The organism is Albimonas donghaensis, from assembly GCF_900106695.1.
Classification (GTDB): domain Bacteria; phylum Pseudomonadota; class Alphaproteobacteria; order Rhodobacterales; family Rhodobacteraceae; genus Albimonas; species Albimonas donghaensis.
In genome coordinates, this window is sequence record NZ_FNMZ01000007.1 from 17,936 (window position 1) to 37,833 (window position 19,898).

The following is a 19,898-nucleotide window of genomic DNA, read 5'->3' on the forward strand; positions in this document are numbered from 1 at the left end:
AACCGCCGCCGCCCGACCTCGAGGCCCCCCACGAGCCCCGGCCCGCTCGCCCAAGCCGCTCCCGCCGCGCCGCTCCGGGCGCCCGCCGCGCATGCGCGGCGCGGGCGCGACGGGGCTCGACGCCCCGGAGCGGCCGCCCCCCGGAGTGGAGACGCCCGCTCGCCCGCCCCCTACCAGTCGTGCTTCCAGCCCACGCCCACCGCCGAGGCGTCGGCGCCCGTCTCCGCCTCCACGGTGAAGTTCTCGAAGACCTCGACCTCCACCTCGACCGAGGTCGAGCCGCCGTCCACCGGCTGGTTCACGCCCACGAACACGCCGTCCGCCACGTTGCGCCCGGCCTTCACCGCCGTGCTCTCACCGCTCGTGTCCACCGACAGCACGTCCAGCCCCACAGCGGAACGCACCTGGCCCAGCACGCCCTCGCCCCCGCTCAGCAGGGTTGCCACGCCGCCCGCAAGCTGCAGGGCCTCGGCCGCCGTCATGCTCTGGCGCGGGCGCCCGAAGATCACCCGCGGCAGCACCTCGTCCTCGGGCAGCGCCGGGACCGACTCGAAGGCCAGCGACGGGTCCGAGGCGTAGCCCCGCACCGCGATCCGCCCGGTGATGTCGTCGCGCTCATGCTCCAGCGACACGTCGATCAGCGGGTCGATGGTGGTCGACCCGTCGAACCGCACGGCGCCGCGCACCAGGTCGAACTCCCGGCCCAGGAAATCCAGCGTCCCGCGCCGCCGCTCCACCGCCCCCGCGATCGCCGGGGCGAAGGCGCTGCCGGTGATGTCCAGCGACATCTCCCACTCGCTCTGCAACCCGCGCCCGCGCACGAAGATGTTCCCCGGCGCCCGCACCTTGACGTCGAGCTGCGGGCCCCCGGTCGGGGTCTCCTCCACCTCTTCGGGAGGCGCGCCCTTGATCTCCACCTCGCCGAGGCTCGCCAGCGAGGGCGGCGTGGCCGAGACCAGCCGCACCTCGGCCCGGTCCACGGTCACCGTCCCCGCCACCAGCGGCTCGGTCAGCGGGCCCTCGACGCGGATGTCGGTGGTGATCGCGGCCGTCACGTCGTCGCGGCGCACCAGCACCGCCTCGCGCGTGGTCAGCACCGCCTCGATCTCCTTGCCCTTGAGATGGATCTCCGCCTGAACCGGCCCCTTGGCGCCGTCCAGCGCGTCCACCTTCACCACCAGGCCGCCGCCGTTCTCGCGCAGGCTGGAGCTGACCCGCAGGTCGGTCAGGATCGTTCCGACCTCCAGGTTCTGATAGGCGCCGCCGGTCAGTTCCACGCGGCCCGCCGGGCGAGGATTGTCGAAGGTTCCGCCGACCCGCAGGTCAAGGTCCAGCTCCCCGGTCAGCACGTGGTCCGACAGCGGCAGCAGCGGCCAGATCGTCTCGACCTCGCCCTTCCAGGTCACGCCGGCGTCGATCTGCGCGCCCCGCGGCGGGGCGGGAACCAGCCCGGCCGGGCGCAGCGGGATCGCCGCGGTGACGCGCAGCGCGTCGCCGAACCCGCCCGTCACCTGCCCGTCCGCGTTCAGGACGCGGCCGTTCCAGTCAGTGCGCAGCGCGACGTTCAGCGCCTGGTCGGCCTCCTCGGTCACGTCCCGGATCATCAGCCCGGTGGCGTCCACCGTCACATCGGCCCGCGGAGATCCCGCCCGCGTGTCGAAATCCGCCCGCAGCCGCACCGCGCCGGCCGTAACCGGCGCCTCGAACAGCGCCGCGGGGACCGAGACGTCCGGCACGGCCAGCGCCAGCTCCCCCACCAGCCCGCCGCCGCGCAGCGCCACCTTGCCGGTCAGCGCCCCGCCCGGCAGCTCCAGGTTGATGCCGTCGAAGCTCTGCGCCCCGCCGGCCTGGCGCAGGGTCAGGGCGCCGCGCTGCGCGATCCCCTTGTCCCCGGCCTTCGCCTCCAGCCGGCCGAAGCGGAACGTCGCCCCTTCGCCCACCAGCGCGCCGTCGCCGCTGACGCCCACGGTCACGACCTCGCCGGCCTCGGTCTCGCCCCTCGCGTCCAGCGCCAGCTTCAGCGCGTCCAGCCCGCCCTCCGCCGTCAGATCGATGCGCGAGAAGGTGGCGGCGCCCGCGGCGTCCACCCCCTCGATGCGCAGCTTCGCCGTGCCGTTGGGCGCCGCGACCAGGTCCCGGCCCGAAGCCTCCAGCACCGCCGAGCGCACCGTGGCCCCGCCCGCGTCGATCCCCGAAACCTTCGCCGTGGCCGTCGCCGCCGGCGCGCCGGTCAGGTCCGAGGCCTCCACATGCGCCGTCACCTCGCGCACCGTGGCGCCCCCGGCGTCGAGCCCGCTCGCGGCGATATCCGCCACCAGCGTCCCGGCCGCGTCCAGAAGGTCGTCCCCGGTCGCGTCCAGGCGCAGTTCGGCCAGGGTCGTCCCCTCGGCCTCCAGCCCGGTGGCGACGGCCTTGAACACCCCGCCCGGCGCCGCGATCAGGTCATGCAGGTCGGCCTCGAAGGTCACGCCCTCCACCGCCGCCTCGGCCGGTCCGGACACCGCCAGCCCGGTCAGCTCGCCCGAGGCGATCACCCCCGGCGCGCCGGTCAGGTCCGTCGCCGTGCCCGTCACCTCGGCCCGCACCATCGAGGCCCGCGTCTCCGGCGCCGCCGCGGCGTCGCCATCGGCCGCCTCGGCCTCCCCCGCCGGGATCACGTACAGCACCCCGTCCGCCGAGATCGCGAAATCCGCCCCCGGCGCCCCCAGCGCATCGCGCAGGGAGATATTGGCGTCCGCCCGCTCCGCCTGCGCGCCGAACCCGCGGAAGCCGACCAGTTCCGCCACCAGCGCGCCGTTCTGCATCCCCTCCTGCGGGGCCAGCGTCAGCGTGCCCTTCATCGACCCGGCCATCGCCTGCCCGGCCAGCTCCGAGAACCGGCCGAGATCCTCCGCCGTCACCTGAAGATCGCCCTGCGCCAGCGTTGTCGCGAGATCGAGCCGAAGCCCCCCCTGCGCCGTGGCGCCCATCGCCTCCGCGCCCAGATCGCTCAGCACCAGCCGGTCGCCGTCCAGCTCGAAGCCGGTGACGATGGCCGCGGGTCCGTAGGGCGTGCCCTCGGCCCGCAGGCTCAGGTCGCCGCCGATCACCGGGCCGACCGTCACGTCATGGTCGAACTGCACCCGGCCCCAGGCGTCGCCCTGATATTCCAGCCCTTCGGCGGCCAGCTTGCCGGTGATCTTCAGGTCGTCGAACGGCCCCTCGGCACGCCCCTCCGCCTCGATCCGCCCACCGGCGTCCTGCCCGTAGGCGCCAGCCACCGGCTTCAGGTCAGGGGTCGCCAGCCGGTAATCCACCGCGGCGCTTTCCCCCTCCAGGTCCGCGTCGCCGGTCACCGAGACCTCCAGCAGCGGCGAGGCCACGCTCAGCACCTCCAGCGCCGCCTGCTGGTCGGTCAGACCATAGGTCGCCTTCACGTCGATCCGGGTCTCGCCCAGCAGATCGGGCCCCAGCTTGTCGAGCCGCACCTGCTCCGCGAAGCCGGCCGCGTCCAGCGACACCCGCTCCTCCGCCATGGTCACGGTGACGTCGAGATCCGCGCCCCCCAGATCCGCCGGCGCCGTCGCCAGCCCGGCCAGCGTCAGGGCGCCCTTCGCGGTGAAATTCGCCGCGTCGCCCTTCAGCGTGCCGTCGAAGCCGAAACGCTCGAAGTCCACGCCCTCGGCCAGCGCCGCCAGCGGGGCCAGCGCCTCCAGCTTCAGCGCGAAATCCATCGCCGCGGTGTCGCGCACGTAGTCGCCCGACACGTCCATCCCCAGCGAGGGCGAACGGAAATGCCCGGACTCGATGCGGATCACGCCGCCCTCGGTCTCCTGCACCACGAGGTCGAGCTCCGCCCGCTCCCCCAGCGCCACATGCGCGGCCGGGTCCAGCGCCTCGCCCGGAACCAGCGCCAGCTTCAGCGACGCCCCGATCGGCGCCTGCGCGTTGACGGTGGCCGAGCCGGTGACCTCGATCATCCGCTCCGCCTCCGCCGACAGCGTCAGCGCCCAGTCGGTCAGCGGCCCCGAAGCGTCGATCACGAAGCTCGACGCGCTGCCCTCCGGCAAGCCCGCCATCGCCGCGACCAGCCCGCCCGGCGCCTCGCCGGCGTCCAGCTTCAGCGTCAGGCTCTCGTCCGAGAAGTCGCGCACATAGTTCAGGTCGATCTCGCCCACCACGTCGTCGGTGCGCGTCACGTCCAGCGTCAGGCTCTGCTCGTCGCCCTCGTCCACGAAGGAGCCGGTCGCCTCGAAGCTCAGCGACTGCGGCGCCAGCACGCCCGCGGCCACGAAAGCCCGCTCCAGCCGCATCTCCCGGACCCGCGTGGCGATGGGGGATCGCGGCCAGGCGAAGGGATCGAACGTGGCCTGCCCGACCTCGCTGTCCTCGTTCACCGTCACTTCCGGCGGGTTGGGCTTGCGCAGCACCTCCATCCCGACCACGGCCAGCTTCCGGATCTCCAGCTCCCCCCGCAGAATGCGCGAGGCGTTCCAGTTAAGGTCCACCCCCTCGGCCTTGAACCACACGCCGTCGCCATCGGCGATCTGCACGCCGGCCAGCCGGGTCACGCCGTCCTCGGGCTCCTCGATGCCGGTGGCGGTGAGCTCGAACTCCCCCTCCACCGAGATCTGCTTGAGCAGGAACTGCACCAGGCTGTTCTTCAGCCCGAAGATCGAGAACTGCGCATGTCCCGGCCCGGCCCAGAGCGCCACGGCCGCGACCAGGAGCACCGCCGCGACGGAGAACGCCGCGCGGGCGAAAGCGCCGCCCCGGGCGCGGGTGGAAAGCGTCCGCATCAGTAAGCCTGCCCGATGGAGAAGTAGAAGCCGAACGCATCGTCCACGTCCCGCGGGTTCAGCGGGAAGGCGATGTCGGCGCGGATCGGCCCGACCGGCGAATAATAGCGCACGCCGAAGCCGGCCGCGAATTGCGGGTCATCCTCGAAATCCGGATACACCTCGCGCGAGACCGAGCCGCCCTCGGCGAAGATCGCGGTCCCGACCGGCCCCCAGACCATGGCCCGCATCTCCACCCCCGCCTCGATGACCGAACGGCCGCCGACCGGGTCGTTGTCGCTGTCGAGCGGCCCGATGATGTCGCTCTGATAGCCGCGGATGGAACCGCCGCCGCCCGAATAGAACCGCTTGTTGATCGGCACGTCGGAATAGGCCTCCGAGAAGATCGAGCCGACGCGCCCGCGCACGGCCAGCACGTATTTCTTCTCGTCATCGAAGGAGATGTAGCCCGAGGCGAGGGTCTCCGCCTTGAAGAACTGGGAATCGCCGCGATCGCGCATCGCGTAATAGGGCGTGCCGTAGACCGTCGCCCGCACGCCCTCGGTGGGGTTGAGCAGGTCGTCGGTGCCGTCGTATTTCACGAAGGCCGGAACGCCGTAGAGGAACAGGTCGTCGTCGCTGCCGTTCTGGGTCAGCAGCGAATATTCCACCACGCCGCTGGCGCCGACCGTCCAGTAGCGTCCGATCTCGCGCTCAAGGCCCACGCCCAGCAGGGCCGACGTCTCGTCATAGGCGTCGTTCTCTTCGTGCTTGGCCTCGGCGTTGAAGGTCAGGTCCTGGCGCCGGCGCAGGAACTGCGGCTTGCGCAGCTCGGCGGTCACCGACTGGTCCACCAGGCCCAGATTGGCGTCCAGCGTCAGCCGCTCGCCCTCGCCCCACAGGTTGCGATGCTTGAAGCCGCCGCGCACGCTGACGCCGTCGTCGGTGTCGTAGCGCAGGCCCGCGGTGACCGTGCGCCGCTTGGCCTCGGCGGCCTGGATCGTCACCGGAACGGCGGCGGAGCCGCTGGCCGCGGGCGCCTCGCGCGGGACGTCGACCACCACCGAGTCGAACAGTTCGGTCGCCATCAGCTCGCTCTGATATTCGCGCAGCTGCCGACGGTCGACCGCCTCGCCCTTCTTCCAGACCCGGTATTTCTGGACATGCCCGGGCTCCACATGCTCCAGGCCCTCGACCTGGATGGACCCGTATTCGGCGTAGGGGCCGGGGGCGATGCGGGTCTCGACCTCGATGGTCGCGGCCTCCATGTCGGCCACCGCGCGGCGGCCCTCCAGCTTGGCCCAGGGGCGCCCCTGGTTGAGCAGCGCGGTCAGCACGCGGGCCTCGGATTCCAGGATCGTCGCCGCCGCCGCCGGCTGGCCGACGGGGGAGCCGACCTCCCGCGCCGCGGGCAACGTCACCGGCGGGCCGTCGGGCACGTCGACCAGCTGGAAGTCGTGGCGGATCAGCGTGAAGGCCGGGCCGGGATCAATGATCATCCGCGCCAGCGCCCGCTCCCGCGGGGCGTCGTCCACCGGGTCGCCGTCCGCGTTCTCCGCCCCGGCCGCGCCCTCCGCCGTCGCGGTTCCGCCGAATCCGACATCGACGCCGCGGGTCCGGCGCACGCCCTCGCCCTCGGCGCCGATACCCTCGTCGGCCTCGGCGTGTTCGTCCGCAAGCTCGGGCGGCAGTTCGCCCACCTCGACGTCGATCACCGGCTTGTAATAGCCGAAGCTGCGCAACACCTTCTCGGCCGAGCCGATATCCTCCTCCGCCCGCCGCTTGAGAATCGCGCGGCTCGGCGCGCCATTATCCTGGCGACGGTAAAGCAGCAGCGTCTCTTCCAGCAGGCCCTCGGCGGCGTCGTTCGGGGCGCCGACGATTTCGATCTCGTAGGCGATGCCGGTGGCCGGTTCGAGGAACTCGGCCGGCGGAATGTCGCCCGCCCGCTCCTCGCCCGCCCCGCAGGCGGCCAGCGCCATCAGGCCCAGCAGGCTCATCGCTTTCGCCGCGCGGCGCGGAAATCGGAGGCCCGTTTGGCGGGACGCGGGTTCGCTGATCATGGAGACAGACACCATTCGAATTGCGGCGGGGACATGGCGGCGCATGCCGCCGCCGCCCCCGCCCGGGCCGGATCGTTGACGCAAGCTGCGGAGTTGGAGGCCGCTTGGCAAGCCTCCGGACGGGGAGAGGCGCTCAGCGCCCGCGCTGCGGGATGCGGCCGCGCGGGCCGGGCCTGGAACCGTCTCCGCCGCCGGCGCCGGTCCGCGCGCGCGGACCCGATCCGGGCTTGGGCTTCGGCTTGGGCTTGCGCGCGGCGAGCACCTTGTAGACCCGGTCGCCCGCGATCTCCTCGACCTCGCCGAACAGCTCCCCAAGCGTGCGGTCATAGGGCAGCGTGCGGTTGGCGACGACGATCAGCTGACCCGACAGCTTCAGGATTCGCGCGGCGGTGGCCAGGAACGCCTCGCCCAGGCTCACCGCCAGCTCGCGCCCGTCATGGAAGGGCGGGTTGGCGATCACCCAGTCCAGCTTGCCGACCGCCAGCCCCGGCGCCCGCGCATCCGCCCAGCGGAAGCCGGCCCTCGGGTCGGTCAGGTTCAGCCGCGCGCAGGCGAGCGCGGCGTGATCCGCCTCGATCAGCTCCACCGCGGTCACCGTCGGCTGGGCCAGCGCGGCGGCCGAAAGGAACCCCCAGCCCGCGCCCAGATCCGCGCCCGCGCCCTTCAGCTCGGGCAGCGCCGCGGCCAGCATGGCCGAGCCCGGATCCACCCCGTCGCGGGAAAACACCCCGGCGCAGGTATGGAACACCGTCCCGTCCGGGCCTTTCGCGGTCGGGGTCGGAACCGCGGCGACGGCCCAGTCGGCGAAACGGTCCGGCGTGCGGTCCTCGCGCGTCACGGTCAGGATGCGGCCATGCTTCATCGGCCGCGCCTCGACCGCGAGCCCCTCGCGGCGCAACGCCTTCTGCAGGCTCTCGATCCCGTCGGTCTTGGGCCCGGCGGCCAGCACGGTCCCGCCGGGGCGGGTCAGCGCCCAGGCGCGGGCGAAATTGGCCTGGGTTTCGTCCCGGGCGCGGGTCAGGGCGACCGCGGCCATGGGGAAGGGCCCGGCGTCGTCGGGCAGCGCGGGATGCACGACCCGCCCCTCGGCCGCCAGCGCGTCATGCAGGGGCCGCAGCCCCTGCTCGCAGACCAGGGCGTCACGGGCGAAGCGGGAGCCCGGGCGGGCGCGCAGCACCAGCAGCCCCCCGGGCTCGGGGGGGGCGAGCTCGCCGGTCTCGAAGGGGACGGCGAGCAGGTCCATGGGATCGGGTTCAGCCATATGCGTCCCCTAGCGCCCGCCCGCGCGAAATGAAAGCCCGGCGTGAGAGCGGCGGACGAAGCCGGCCCCCGCCCCGCGCGCGAACGGCCTCCGGGCGCCGGGCCGGCGCGGAACCCGGGGCGCCCGGCGGAACCGCCGCACAACGGCGCCGATCAGCCCCTCCGCCGGAAAGCCCCGCGGGCCCGTCCCCGCAAGCCGGGGGGGGAGGGCCGGGCGGGCGGGCGACGCGGCCCGGATCGGGACGCGAGGCCCCCCCGGCCGCGCCCCCCGGTCAAGCGCCGATCAGGCCCCGATCAGACCTCGTACTCGACCAGCAGATCCTTGGCGTCGACCTGAGACCCCGCCCCCGCATGCACCGCCTTGATCACCCCGTCGCGCTCGGCATGCAGGGCGGTCTCCATCTTCATCGCCTCGATGGTCAGCAGCATGTCGCCGGCCTTCACCGCCTTGCCCGCCTCCACCGCGACCGAGGCCACGACCCCCGGCATCGGCGCCGCCACATGCGCCGCATTGGTCACGTCCGCTTTCGGCCGCGCCTGCACATTCGCCGCCGCCTTGCGGTCCCGCGTCACCACCACCCGCGGCTGGCCGTTCAGCTCGAAGAACATCTTCGCCGTGCCGTCCTCCGCGGTCTCGCCCCGGGCCGAGAGCCGGATCTGCAGGGTCTTGCCCGGCTCGATCTCCGCCTCGACCTCGTCGCCCGGCTCCATCCCGTAGAAGAACACCGGCGTCGGCAGCACCCGCACCGGCCCGAACTCCGCATGGCGCTTGGTGTAGTCCACGAACACCTTGGGATACATCAGGTAGCCGCACAGGTCCTCGTCATCCAGCGGAACGCCCCCGACCGCCTCCTGCGCCTCGGCCCGCACCTTGTCGAAATCCGCCGGCGCCACCCGCGCGCCGGGGCGCGTGGTGTCCGGCTCCGCGCCCTTCAGCGCCTTCTTCACGATCCCTTCCGGGAACCCGCCCGGCGGCTGGCCCAGGTCGCCGCGCAGCATCCCGATCACCGACTCGGGAAAGCTCACATCCACCTCCGGATCCTCCACCTGCGCCCGCGTCAGCCCGGCCGAGACCATGGTCAGCGCCATGTCCCCCACCACCTTGGAACTGGGCGTCACCTTCACGATGTCGCCGAACATGCGGTTGACCTCGGCATACATCGCCGCGACCTCGTGCCAGCGCTCCTCCAGCCCCATGGAGCGCGCCTGCGCCTTGAGATTGGTGAACTGCCCGCCCGGCATCTCGTGCAGATAGACCTCCGAGGCGCCGGCCTTCATCTCGCTCTCGAAGCCGGCGTATTGCAGGCGCACCAGCTCCCAGTAATCCGACATCTCGCGGACCCTGGCCGGGTCCAGCCCGGTGTCGCGGTCGGTATGGCGCAGCGCCTCGACGATGGAGCCCAGGCAAGGCTGCGAGGTCAGGCCCGAGAAGCTGTCCATCGCCGCGTCCACCGCATCCACCCCCGCCGCCGCGGCGGCCAGCACCGTGGCGGCCGAGATCCCCGACGTGTCATGCGTGTGGAAGTGGATCGGCAGCCCCGTCTCCTCCTTCAGCGCCTTGATCAGAGGCCCGGCCGCGGCGGGCTTCATCAGCCCCGCCATGTCCTTGAGCCCCAGCACATGCGCGCCCGCGGCCCGAAGCTCCTGCGCCATGCCGACATAGTATTTCAGGTCGTATTTGGCGCGATCCGGGTCGTTGATGTCGCCGGTGTAGCAGATCGTGCCTTCCAGGATCTTCCCCGTCTCCAGCACCGCGTCCATCGAGACGCGCATGTTCTCCACCCAGTTCAGGCTGTCGAACACCCGGAACACGTCCACGCCCGAGGCCGCCGCCTGCCCCACGAACCGCTGCACCACGTTGTCGGGATAGTTGGTGTAGCCGACCCCGTTGGCCCCGCGCAGCAGCATCTGGGTCAGCAGGTTGGGCATCCGCGTCCGCAGGTCCCGCAGCCGCTGCCAGGGGCATTCGTCGAGGAAGCGGTAGGCCACGTCGAAGGTCGCGCCCCCCCAGCACTCGACCGAGAACAGGCCCGCCAGGTTCGCCGCATAGGCCGGCGCCGCCTGCGTCATGTCATGGGTGCGCATCCGCGTGGCCAGCAGGCTCTGATGCCCGTCGCGCATGGTGGTGTCGGTGATCAGCAGGCGCTGCACCGACAGCATCCACTCGGCCACCGCTTCCGGCCCCTTGGCCTCCAGCAGATCGCGCGTGCCCGGGGTGACCGGGGCCGAGGGCTTCGGCGCCACCGGCGGCCGCGCATGGGCCGGCGGGCGTGGCCGCGCGCCCGCCTCCGGATGGCCGTTGATGGTCACGTCGGCGATCCAGTGCAGCAGCTTGGTCGCCCGGTCCTGGCGCGGAGCGAAGTCGAACAGCTCCGGCGTCTCGTCGATGAACTTGGTATGGTAGGTGCTGTCGAGGAAGCTGGGATGCTTCAGCAGGTTCTCCACGAAGGCGATGTTGGTCGCCACGCCGCGGATGCGGAATTCCCGCAACGCCCGGTCCATGCGCGCGATCGCCTCCTCCGGCGTCGGCGCCCAGGCGGTCACCTTCTCCAGCAGGCTGTCATAGTAGCGGGTGATGACCGCGCCCGAATAGGCCGTGCCCCCGTCCAGCCGGATGCCGAAGCCGGTGGCCCCCCGATAGGCGGTGATCCGGCCGTAATCGGGAATGAAATTGTTGGTCGGGTCCTCGGTCGTCACCCGGCATTGCAGGGCGTGGCCGCGAAGCTGGATCGCATGCTGCCCCGGCGCGCCGGTCGCCTCGGCGATGGTCGCGCCCTCGGCGATCCGGATCTGCGCCTTCACGATGTCGATGCCGGTGACTTCCTCCGTGACCGTGTGCTCGACCTGCACCCGCGGATTGACCTCGATGAAGTAGAATTTGCCGTCCGCCATGTCCTGCAGGAACTCGACGGTGCCGGCGCATTCGTAATTGGCGTGGCGGCAGATGCGCAGGCCCAGCTCGCAGACCTCGGCGCGCTGCTCTTCGGACAGATAGGGCGCCGGCGCCCGCTCCACGACCTTCTGGTTGCGGCGCTGGACCGAGCAGTCCCGCTCGAACAGATGCACCACCGACCCGTGCTTGTCCCCGAGGATCTGCACCTCCACATGCCGCGCCTTGAGGATCAGCTTCTCAAGGTAGCCCTCGCCGTTCCCGAAGGCCGCCTCCGCCTCGCGCCGCCCGGCGCGCACCTTCTCGGCCAGCTCGTCGGGGGACATGATCGGCCGCATCCCGCGCCCGCCGCCGCCCCAGCTGGCCTTGAGCATCAGCGGATAGCCGACCTTCTCCGCCATGCGCTCGGTCTCGGCCATGTCCTCGCCCAGCACTTCCGTCGCGGGCACCACCGGCACCCCGGCCTCCACCGCCGCGCGCCGGGCGCTGGCCTTGTCGCCCAGCATCCGCATCGTGGCCGAGGTCGGCCCGATGAAGGCGATCCCGGCCGCGTCGCAGGCGTCCACGAATTCCGGGTTCTCCGACAACAGCCCGTAGCCCGGATGGATCGCGTCGGCGCCCGACAGTTTCGCGACCCGGATCATCTCCTCGATCGACAGATACGCCCCGACCGGCCCCAGCCCCTCGCCGATCCGGTAGGCCTCGTCCGCCTTGAACCGATGCAGGCCGAGCTTGTCCTCCTCCGCGTAGACCGCGACGGTCCGCTTGCCCAGTTCGTTGGCCGCGCGCATCACGCGAATGGCGATTTCCGAGCGGTTGGCGACGAGGATCTTCTCGAATTTCTTCATCTCTGGCGGGCTCCGCGTGGCCGATAGGGGGCGGGACGTCATCGGAACGGGGCGCATGGCCCCGGCCCCGAGCCGACACCGAAACCGCGTCGGGGGCAAGAGCCTTCGCTGCGTCGCAGCGAAGCCCCCGAACGCCGCCATCTCCGGCCCGCGCGGGCCTTTCCCCCAACCCACGCTCGATTTCCGCCGCGCTTCCGCCCTGTTCACCGCTATGGTCCTCCCCACGCGCGGGGCCCGGTCCCGCTGCGACGCACGCAGGCGCCGAAGGGGGACACCGGCATGAAATGGCGAGGCCGCAGGGGCAGCGACAATATCGAGGACCGGCGCGGCCAGTCCTCCCGACCCGTGTTCCGCTCCCGGCTTCCGGGCGGCTTCGGCTCCGGCTCCGGCCGTTCGCGGCGGCCGGGCGGGTTCGGCGGCGCGGGCCGTCGCATCGCCCTGCCCCGCTCGCGCCTCGGCATGATCGTGCTGTTCGCGGTGATGGTCATCGGCGCGCTCTCGCAGGGCGGTCTGCTCGACGACATGGGCGGGGGCATGGGCGGGGGCGGCACGGGCGGCGGCGGGAGCGGCCTCGCCCCCTCCGGCGGGACCGCGACCCTCTCCCAGACCCAGCGCGAGGCCGGCGAATTCGTCTCCGTGGTCCTCGCCGACACCGAGGAGGTCTGGGCCGAGCGTTTCCGCGCCGAGCTCGGCCGCCCCTACGACCCGCCCAGGCTGGTGCTGTTCACCGGCGCCGTCCGCTCGGCCTGCGGCGGGGCGACCTCGGCGGCGGGGCCGTTCTACTGCCCCGCCGACCGCCGCGCCTATCTCGACACCGCGTTTTTCGACGAACTCTCCCAGCGGCTGGGCGCCGAGGGCGATTTCGCCGCCGCCTACGTCATCGCGCATGAGATCGGCCACCATGTGGAGCACGAGCTCGGCGTGCTCGACCGCGCTCGCGCCGCGCAGGCCGAGGCCGCCAGCCCCGACGCCGCCAACGCCGTGCAGGTGCGGGTCGAGCTTCAGGCCGACTGCCTCGCCGGCGTCTGGGCGATGCGCGCGCAGGAACGGTTCGGCAGCCTGGAGCCCGGCGACGTGGACGAGGCCCTGAACGCCGCCGCCCGCATCGGCGACGACGCGCTGCAACGCGAGGCCGGCCAGGTGGTGCGCCCCGAGACGTTCCAGCACGGCACGTCCGCGCAGCGCCGCGCCTGGTTCCAGCGCGGGTTCGAGGGCGGAACCATCGCCTCCTGCGACAGCTTCGCGGACGGGGCGCTCTGAGGCGCGCGGCCGCCCGCCCCCCCGACCGAAGCCGCGCGTCGACCCGCGCGCCCGTCGCCCGGTCGCGCCCGCGCGGCCCGGAACCGACGGCGCCGGGTTGCGCGGGGCGCGCGCCTCACCCAACTCGCCCGATCCCGGCCATGGCCTGGGCGAACGGGTCTGGCCCCCCGAGCCGCCCGGGGGGACGGCGGGCGGGGCGACGATCCGCAAGGATCGAGCGCCCGACCCCGTCCCGCCGGATCCGGGCCCGCCCAACCCGTCCCGCCCGTTCCTTCAGTCCTCGACGATGAAGACGTGCACCGCCACCGGCCCATGCGCCCCAAGCTGGAGCACCTGCCCGATATCGGCCGAGCGCGACGGCCCCGTCACCAGGTTCACCGTGCGCGACATCGGCCCCGCCCGGCGCACCCGCGCCCACATCTCCTCCAGCCCCGGCACAACGTCCGAGGCCTTCAGCACCATGAAATGCGTCTCGCCCAGGAAGGTCAGCGTCACCGGGTTGTCGGGGCCCGAGCGCAACGCCACCGTCCCCGTCTCCGCCACCCCGCACAGGCCGCGGCTCAGCGTCGCCGGCTCCTCCAGCCGCCCGACCCCGCGCGTGGCGTCCAGCTCGGCCCAGTCGAGCCCGGCGAAATCCGGCTCCTCGCCCATGCGGATGGCGCGGGGCAGGTTGCGGGCGCGCAGCTCCTCCACCATCGCGCCGGGCAGATCCGCCATCGCGCCCAGCCGCGTCACCGTCGCGTCCACGCCGCGCAGCTTGGCCTCGAAACGCTCCAGCATCGCCGCGCCCTCGGTGCGCGCGATCTCGGGCACCGGCGCGGTCTGGGCGCCGGCCAGCCGCAGCCTTGCGGCCACCGCCTCGCGCCTTTCCTCGTCGGTCACCCCCGCCTCTTCGCTCAACGACCGGCGCAGCCGCGACAGGATCCGGACCCGACCGCTCATCGCTTCGCCCCCCGCTTGCCATCCGCATCGGGCCTGTAGCGATCCATGAAGGTCCCCCCCTCCGGCGCCGGGAAATCCCGCACATCCGTCCAGGCGCCGGCCAGCGGCAACCGCTTGACCCGCCCGCCGGAGGACAACAGCCGCAGCCCCCAGGCCGCCAGCCGCGCCCCCGCCCGGTACACCCCCGGACGCGCCGCCGCCGAGGCCCAGAACCGCAGCCCCCGCCGCGTCCCCGCCGGCGTCAGCTGCCGCTCGAACTCCCGCTCCCGCCAGTGCCGCATCATCTTGGGCAGCGGGATGCGCATCGGGCACACCTCCTCGCAGCGCCCGCAGAAGGTGGAGGCGTTGGGCAGCTGCCCCCCCTGCTTCAGCCCGATCAGCGAGGGCGTCAGCACCGCCCCCATCGGCCCCGGATAGACCCAGCCGTAAGCGTGCCCGCCCACCGAGCGATAGACCGGGCAATGGTTCATGCAGGCCCCGCAGCGGATGCAGCGCAGCATCTCCTGGAACTCGGTCCCCACCATCGCGGAGCGGCCGTTGTCCAGCAGCACGACATGGTATTCCTCCGGCCCGTCCGGGTCCTCCTCGCGCCGCGGCCCGGCGGAAAAGGTCGTGTAGACCGACATCTCCTGCCCCGTGGCCGAGCGTCCCAGCACCCGCAGCACCGTGGAGGCATCCTCCAGAGTCGGCACCACCTTCTCGATGGAGGCGATGACGATATGCACCTTCGGCAGGCTCTGGCTCAGGTCGCCGTTGCCCTCGTTGGTCACGATCACCGATTGCCCGGTCTCCGCGATCAGCATGTTGGCGCCGGTGATCCCGACCTCCGCCTCGAAATACTTGGCGCGCAGCTCGGCGCGGGCCTCCAGCAGCAGCTTGTCCAGCCCCTCCAGGTCCCGGTCGATGGGCAGATGCGGGTGATGCGTGCGGAACGCCTCGCGCACCTGCGGAACGGTGACATGGATCGCCGGGCCGATGATGTGGCTCGGCGTCTCCTTGCGCAGCTGGATGATGTATTCGCCCAGGTCGGTCTCGACCGGCGCGATCCCCTTCTCCTCCAGGAAATCGTTCAGCCCGATCTCCTCCGAGATCATCGACTTGCCCTTGTTGACGGACGTCGCGTCCACGCTCCGGCAGATGTTCAGGATGATCTCGCGCGCGTCCTCCGCGGTCTCGGCCCAGTGGACCTGCCCGCCATCGGCCTGCACCTTCGACTCGTATGCCTCCAGGTACAGGTCCAGATGCGCCAGCGTGTGGTTCTTCAGGTCCCGCGCCGCGTCGCGCAGCTGGTCGAACTCCGGCAGCGCGCCCGAGGCGTAGGCCCGCTTGGCCATGGAATTGCCCAGCGCCTTGGTCATCTGCTCCTGCAAGCCGCCATCGGCGATGGCGGCGCGGGAATTGGCCTTGAACTGCGGGGTCGTCGGCTGATGGGTCATTTCGAGCCCTCCCCGATCGCGGGTCCGTCGGTCATGCCGGCCAGCACCTCGACCACGTGGCGGGCCTTCACCGGCCTTCCCTCGCGGGTCAGGCGCCCGGCCATGTTCATCAGGCAGCCCAGGTCGCCGGCCAGCAGCAGCTCCGCGCCGCTCTCCTCGGCGTTGCGGGCCTTGTCGGCGACCATGCGCTCCGAGATCTCGGGGTATTTCACGCAGAAGGTGCCGCCGAAGCCGCAGCAGACCTCGGATTCGACCATCTCCGAGACCTCGACCCCCTTCACCCGCCCCAGCAGGGCGCGCGGCTGGTCCTTGATCCCGAGGCTGCGCAGCCCCGAGCAGCTGTCGTGATAGGTCACCTTGCCCACCCCCGCCGGGGCCTCGGCCGCGACCTTCGCGTCGGGCAGCACATCGGCGAGGAAGGCGGTGATCTCGAAGGTCTTGGCGGCCAGCTTCTCGGCCCGCGCCCGCCAGCGGTCGCCGGCCGAGAACATCTCGGGATAATCCTTGATGATCGTCGCGGCGCAGGAGCCCGAGGGCAGCACCACCGCGTCGTAATCCTCGAACGCCTCGATGGTCCGGCGCGCCAGGCGCTTGGCGTTGGCCCGGTCGCCCGAGTTCCACGCCGGCTGCCCGCAGCAGGTCTGTCCCTGCGGAACCCGCACGTCGCAGCCCGCGTCCTCCAGCAGCTTGACCGCGGCGAAGCCGACCGAGGGCCGCATGAGGTCGACCAGGCAGGTCGCCATGAACGCGATTTTCGGCGGTCGCGCCTGTTCGGCCGCCTGGGTTTCGGGCGCCTGGGTCTCTGGGGTCATGTAACCGCCTCCTTGGTTCGCCCCTCCCTGTTACGCGCGCCGGGGTCGCGGCGGCAAGCCGTTCGGGGTTCGGCAGGCCCGGCGGCGGGCCGGGGAGCGGGAGAGGTCGGGGGCATCGTCTCCGATCCGAAGACGATGCGCAAATGTTCCGCCATGCCCGGAAACAAGCGTCGGAAACATGCCCCGGAACCACGTGAAGACATCGGCGGACGCGGCGGGGCCGTCGCCCCCGACCGCTCCCTCCGGCCCCCGCTTCGCGCCGCCCGCCCGTCCGCCGGGCGCCTTCCGCCGCGGCTTGCCGCTGGACGCGGCGGGGGAATTCGGGTAATGGCCCGCCTCTGCGGCAGGGACACCCCTGGAGGCCCGCCGCCTGTGAAACACTTTTAAGGAGATCGACGATGGCCGAGCTTCCGATTCTCGAAGCCACCGCCCGCTCCGGCACGGGCAAAGGGGCTGCCCGCGCCGCGCGTCGCGAGGGGCTTGTTCCCGGCGTTATCTATGGCGGCGGGTCCGACCCGATCGCGATCAACGTCAAGCACAACGAGCTGCTCAAGCGCCTGAAGGCCGGCAAGTTCCGCTCGACCCTCTACAACGTCAAGGTCGACGGCAAGGACTCCCGCGTGATCTGCCGCGCCGTGCAGCGCGACGTGGTCCGGGATCTGCCGACCCATGTCGACTTCCTGCGCCTGACCGAGAAGTCGCGCATCGCGCTCCACATCCCCGTGGAGTTCGAGAACCACGAAGCCGCGCCGGGCCTCAAGAAGGGCGGCGTGCTGACCGTGGTGCGCCCGGAGGTGGAGCTGTCGGTGATCGCCGGCGCGATCCCCGATCACGTGACCGTGGACCTGACCGACCGCACGTTCGGCGACGTCATCCACATCTCGGACGTGACCCTGCCCAAGGGCGTGAAGCCGGTCATCACCGACCGTGACTTCGTGATCGCCAACATCACCGCCCCCTCCGGCCTGATCGCCGAGGAGGCCGCCGAGGCCGAGGAAGCCGAAGCCGCCGAGGAGTGATCCTCGCGCCGGCCGCCCGGCTCCGGGCGCCCGACCGACTGCATCGACGCCCGCCGCGATCCCTCGCGGCGGGCGTTTTCGCGTCTCGTCCGCCTCATCCCGCCGCCCGCGCCCCCCGCGCTTGCTCCCGCCGCGCCCCCCGCGCTTGCTCCCGCCGCGCCCCCGCGTTACCTCCCTTGCACCGACCCGCAACCCGGAGGCTCCGCCCATGCTGCTCTTCGTCGGCCTCGGCAATCCGGGGCGCGAACACGCCAGGCAACGCCACAACATCGGCTTCATGGCGCTCGACCGCATCGCCGACGACCACGGCTTCGGCCCGTGGCGCGACAAGTTCCAGGGCCAGGTCTCCGAGGGCCGGCTGGGCGACGAGAAGGTCATCCTGCTCAAGCCCTCGACCTACATGAACCTCTCGGGCCAGTCGGTCGGCGCCGCCATGCGCTTCCACAAGATCCCGGTGGAGGACCTGACCGTCCTGCATGACGAGCTCGACCTCGCCCCCGGCAAGTGCCGCGCCAAGCGGGGCGGCGGCCATGCCGGCCATAACGGCCTGCGCTCGATCCATCAGCATTGCGGGCCGGACTACGGGCGCGTCCGGCTCGGCATCGGCCATCCCGGACGCAAGGAGCTGGTGTCGGGCTACGTGCTCCACGATTTCTCCAAGTATGACGAGCAATGGCTCGACGACCTGCTGCGCGGCGTGTCGGACGGGGCCCGGGCGCTGGCCGCCAGGGACGATGCGGGCTTCATGAACGCCGTCGCCCTGCGCACCACGCCCCAGCGCCCCAAGCCGCCGCGCAAGCCGGCGCCCGGGAAGCCCCCGGGGCCGCGTCCCGAGGGCCCGAGGGAGACGCGCCTTTCCGCCGACCCGGCTCGCCCGTCTTCCGCCGCGCCGGCGTCGTCGCCCGAACCCGAAGCCGAAGCCGAAACCCTCTCGCCGCTTGAGAAGCTGAAACGCCGCTTCTCCTGACCGTTTCGCAGGCGGGACGCCCCCTCCGTCCCGACGCGAAACCGCTCCGGCATGGCCATTGTTCACATCCCGCGCACAGTGCCCCTGTTTGCCGTTGCGATAGCTTGACGCAGCCCCCCGCGCGTGTCATCGGGGCGCCCCGGATCGAAACTGAGGGGCGCTCCATGGGCTTCAAATGCGGCATCGTCGGCCTGCCGAACGTGGGCAAGTCCACGCTGTTCAACGCCCTGACGCGCACCGCCGCGGCCCAGGCGGCCAACTTCCCGTTCTGCACGATCGAGCCCAATGTGGGCGAGGTCGCGGTCCCCGACGACCGGCTCAACGCCCTGGCGGACATCGCGAAATCGCGGGAGATCATTCCCACCCGGCTGACCTTCGTGGACATCGCCGGCCTGGTGAAGGGCGCCTCCAAGGGCGAGGGTCTCGGCAACCAGTTCCTCGCCAATATCCGTGAGACCGACGCGGTGGCTCATGTGCTGCGTTGTTTCGAGGACGACGACGTCACCCATGTCGAGGGCCGCGTCGACCCGCTCTCCGACGCCGAGATCATCGAGACCGAGCTGATGCTCGCCGACCTCGAGTCGATCGAGCGCCGGCTGGCCAACCTCTCCCGCAAGCTGCGCGGCGGCGACCGCGAGGCCGTGGCCCAGGACCGCCTCCTGCGCCTCGCCAAGGTGGCGCTGGACGACGGCCGCCCCGCCCGCACCGTGGAGATCGACGCCGAGGATGCGAAGACCTGGGAGGGCCTTCAGCTCCTGACCTCCAAACCCGTGCTATATGTCTGCAATGTCGAGGAATCCTCGGCCGCGACCGGCAATTCCCAGTCCGCGAAAGTGGCCGAGATGGCCAAGGCGCAGGGCGCGGTTTCGGTGGTGATCTCCGCCGCGATCGAAGAGGAGATCGCCCAGCTTTCCGACGAGGAGCGCACCGAGTTCCTCGACGATCTGGGGCTGGAGGAGCCGGGCCTCGATCGCCTGATTCGCGCCGGCTACGAGCTGCTAGGCCTGCGCACCTACTTCACCGTCGGCCCCAAGGAGGCTCGCGCCTGGACGATCCCCGCCGGCGCCCTCGCGCCCCAGGCGGCCGGGGTCATTCATGGTGATTTCGAGCGCGGCTTCATCCGCGCCGAGACCATCGCCTACGACGATTACGTGACCTTCAAGGGCGAGAGCGGCGCCAAGGAGTCCGGGAAAATGCGTGTTGAGGGAAAGACTTACAAGGTAGCCGACGGCGACGTCCTGCACTTCCTCTTCAACGCCTGACGATGAGCGGCGCGTGTCCGTCCCGAAGAAGGGCGGGCGCGTCTTAACAGGTCTTACACCTGTCGAGGCGATCCTGACTGCGGGTGAGAAGCAGGGGATCGAAGCATGAGGACATCGAGCGTGGGACCTATGGCATTTGGTCTGGCGACCGGACTGGGCGGAGCCGCGGCCGTGATGACTTTCGGGTGGTCGTTGCTGGCGGCGTTCCTGGCCTACAGCCTGTGCGGGGCTCTGGGCGTGCTGATCTCGGGCATCGCGCAGGCCCGGTCGGCGTCGGCCAGGGACGCCGAGACATCCGCGCCCAGCCAGGCGACGCCGCCCCGTGACATGGCCCGCGACATGGCCCGCGTGGGCTGACCGGTTTGAACGGCTCGGGCTGAAC

12 protein-coding genes are annotated in these 19,898 nt (G+C 71.9%); 5 read left to right on the forward strand and 7 right to left on the reverse strand.

Going from position 1 to position 19,898, the window contains the following annotated elements; genetic code table 11:
* Positions 1-170 precede the first annotated feature (170 nt).
* The 4 genes from BLV24_RS16350 to pyc all read right to left on the reverse strand — a co-directional run bounded on the left by BLV24_RS16350 (position 171) and on the right by pyc (position 11,818).
* On the reverse strand, positions 171-4,778 hold the full coding sequence (locus tag BLV24_RS16350; protein ID WP_092683758.1) for a translocation/assembly module TamB domain-containing protein: 4,608 nt from the start codon (positions 4,776-4,778) through the stop codon (positions 171-173).
* Entirely contained in the window at positions 4,778-6,757 is a 1,980-nt protein-coding gene (locus BLV24_RS16355; RefSeq protein WP_092683760.1) for an autotransporter assembly complex protein TamA, read from the reverse strand. Before BLV24_RS16355 ends, BLV24_RS16350 begins: the two co-directional genes overlap by 1 nt.
* A gap of 196 nt (positions 6,758-6,953) precedes the next feature.
* Entirely contained in the window at positions 6,954-8,081 is a 1,128-nt protein-coding gene (locus BLV24_RS16360; RefSeq protein ID WP_092683762.1) for a class I SAM-dependent methyltransferase, read from the reverse strand.
* Positions 8,082-8,374: 293 nt separating this feature from the next.
* On the reverse strand, positions 8,375-11,818 hold the full coding sequence (pyc, locus tag BLV24_RS16365) for a pyruvate carboxylase (protein ID WP_092683764.1): 3,444 nt from the start codon (positions 11,816-11,818) through the stop codon (positions 8,375-8,377).
* A 279-nt stretch (positions 11,819-12,097) separates the two neighbouring features.
* Here pyc and ypfJ point away from each other — a divergent pair, with 279 nt between their 5' ends.
* Positions 12,098-13,078 (forward strand): KPN_02809 family neutral zinc metallopeptidase, encoded by a 981-nt coding sequence (ypfJ, locus tag BLV24_RS16370; RefSeq protein WP_092683766.1) that lies wholly within the window; start codon positions 12,098-12,100, stop codon positions 13,076-13,078.
* 273 nt (positions 13,079-13,351) lie between these two features.
* Here the strand turns inward: ypfJ and BLV24_RS16375 are convergent, their stop codons facing one another.
* From BLV24_RS16375 to BLV24_RS16385, 3 genes are read right to left on the reverse strand one after another with little or no spacing between them, the layout of a single operon-like run.
* A complete protein-coding gene (locus BLV24_RS16375) occupies positions 13,352-14,020 on the reverse strand; it encodes a LutC/YkgG family protein (RefSeq protein WP_092683768.1) in 669 nt (222 codons plus the stop codon).
* Positions 14,017-15,456, reverse strand: a complete 1,440-nt coding sequence (locus tag BLV24_RS16380) for a LutB/LldF family L-lactate oxidation iron-sulfur protein (RefSeq protein WP_092683770.1) — start codon at positions 15,454-15,456, stop codon at positions 14,017-14,019. Before BLV24_RS16380 ends, BLV24_RS16375 begins: the two co-directional genes overlap by 4 nt.
* Entirely contained in the window at positions 15,453-16,268 is an 816-nt protein-coding gene (locus tag BLV24_RS16385) for a (Fe-S)-binding protein (RefSeq protein WP_092683772.1), read from the reverse strand. The genes BLV24_RS16380 and BLV24_RS16385 overlap by 4 nt, the downstream gene beginning before the upstream one ends.
* A gap of 398 nt (positions 16,269-16,666) precedes the next feature.
* Here BLV24_RS16385 and BLV24_RS16390 point away from each other — a divergent pair, with 398 nt between their 5' ends.
* The 4 genes from BLV24_RS16390 (at position 16,667) to BLV24_RS16405 (ending at position 19,873) form a co-directional block, all read left to right on the forward strand.
* On the forward strand, positions 16,667-17,287 hold the full coding sequence (locus tag BLV24_RS16390; RefSeq protein ID WP_092683774.1) for a 50S ribosomal protein L25/general stress protein Ctc: 621 nt from the start codon (positions 16,667-16,669) through the stop codon (positions 17,285-17,287).
* A 208-nt stretch (positions 17,288-17,495) separates the two neighbouring features.
* Entirely contained in the window at positions 17,496-18,254 is a 759-nt protein-coding gene (pth, locus tag BLV24_RS16395) for an aminoacyl-tRNA hydrolase (protein WP_092683776.1), read from the forward strand.
* 164 nt (positions 18,255-18,418) lie between these two features.
* Positions 18,419-19,516: a redox-regulated ATPase YchF gene (gene ychF, locus BLV24_RS16400; protein ID WP_092683778.1), complete on the forward strand. Its 1,098-nt coding sequence runs from the start codon at positions 18,419-18,421 to the stop codon at positions 19,514-19,516.
* 171 nt (positions 19,517-19,687) lie between these two features.
* Positions 19,688-19,873 carry a hypothetical protein gene (locus tag BLV24_RS16405; protein WP_143040338.1) on the forward strand — a complete coding sequence of 62 codons (186 nt, stop codon included), beginning with the start codon at positions 19,688-19,690 and terminating at the stop codon, positions 19,871-19,873.
* The last annotated feature ends 25 nt before the right edge of the window (positions 19,874-19,898 follow it).